The 1,364-nt window shown below is 68.9% G+C and carries 2 protein-coding genes and 1 pseudogene; all 3 read left to right on the top strand.

The window, feature by feature from the left end:
- Window positions 1-761 (top strand): PPE family protein, SVP subgroup (locus EET03_RS17745; RefSeq protein ID WP_208649083.1); only part of this gene is annotated, 761 nt, incomplete at its 5' end.
- Between the two features lie 21 nt (window positions 762-782).
- Window positions 783-890, top strand: a pseudogene (locus EET03_RS30335) (type VII secretion protein EsxI); the annotation flags it as partial.
- A gap of 295 nt (window positions 891-1,185) precedes the next feature.
- On the top strand, window positions 1,186-1,364 hold a 179-nt coding region (locus EET03_RS17740), incomplete at its 3' end, for a PPE domain-containing protein (RefSeq protein ID WP_122508802.1).

Genomic DNA, 1,364 nt, shown 5'->3' with positions numbered 1-1,364 from the left:
GTCTGGCTGCGGAGTTGGCGGGGTCGGCGTCATCGTTTGATGCGGTGATTGCGGCGTTGACGGGTGGGCCGTGGGCGGGTCCGGCGTCGGTGTCTATGGCGGCGGCGGCGGCGCCGTATGTGGGGTGGTTGAGCGCGGCGGCGGCGCAGGCGGAGACGGCGGCGGCGTCGGCGGTGGCGGCGGCGACGGCGTTTGAGGCGGCGGTGTCGGCGACGGTGCATCCGGCGGCGGTGGCGGCGAATCGGGTGTTGTTGGGGGTGTCGTCGGTGATGCAGGTGGCGCAGGTCGCGGCGCAGCCCGCCAGCATGATGCTCGGGCCGCTGATGCAGTTGGCTAACACGGCCAATGCGGGTACCGCGGGGTTGGCGGGGGCGACGGCGGGGTTGGCTGATGCGCCGAAGTTTGTCGGTGATGTCAATCCGATGAAGGGCCTCGGCGGTGGCGCGGGTCTGGGCGCCGGTATTGGCGCGGAGTTGGGCAAGGCGCGGTTGGTGGGGGCGATGTCGGTCCCGCCGACCTGGGAGGGGTCGATGCCCAAGGGGATGTCGTCGGCGGCGATGGCGGGGTTGGGTGGTTTGCCCAATGCGGCGGAGCTGGCGCAGGCGGCCGGGACCGGTAGTGGGATGGGGATGATGCCGATGCCGATGGGGATGGGCGGTGCCGGGGCGGGGATGCCCGGCGGGATGATGGGCCGTGGGGGTGCTAATCCGCATGTGGTGCAGGCGCGCCCGAGTGTGATCCCGCGTACCGGTGTCGGGTAGCGCCGGGACTTGCGGGGCGGGGCCTGCCAGGAGTTCGTCACCGCGTCAGGCCGCAACTTCCAGGTGATCTACGAACAAGCCAACGCCCACGGCCAAACCGACTCCGCCGTCGGCTCCAGCTGGGCCTGACCAACACCGAGCCGGCCTCACCAGCCAGCTCTACAGGGCGCGGGTAACACCAACCAACCAACCAGTGTTGCCCGCGCCCTCACCATGTCAGCATCCTGTCAGCCGCCCGGTCGCAATCCAGCGCTTCGGTGGGACGTAACTCACGGAGGTCACCGAATGCCCCTGCGGTTTCAGCGTTTGGCGAATCTGGAGTTTTCGGCTGTGGGTTGGCTTACGATCCGCCGATGGGTTGGTGAGTGTTCGGGTTCGGTTGGTTGTCGGTGCCGTTGGTGCGGCTGGTTGGTTTGGGGTTGGAATGGTTCCTGAGTTTGCGTGGTTGCCGCCGGAGATCAATTCGGCGCGGATTTTTGCTGGTGCTGGGGCGGGGCCGTTGTTTGCGGCGGCGTGGGCGTGGCAGGGTCTGGCTGCGGAGTTGGCGGGGTCGGCGTCATCGTTTGATGCGGTGATTGCGGGGTTGACGGGTGGGCCGTGGGC

The sequence above is a fragment of the Mycobacterium innocens genome, from assembly GCF_900566055.1.
Taxonomy (GTDB): domain Bacteria; phylum Actinomycetota; class Actinomycetes; order Mycobacteriales; family Mycobacteriaceae; genus Mycobacterium; species Mycobacterium innocens.
The sequence above is the reverse complement of the archived record's forward strand: the minus strand, read 5'-3'. Positions and strand labels throughout refer to the sequence as shown.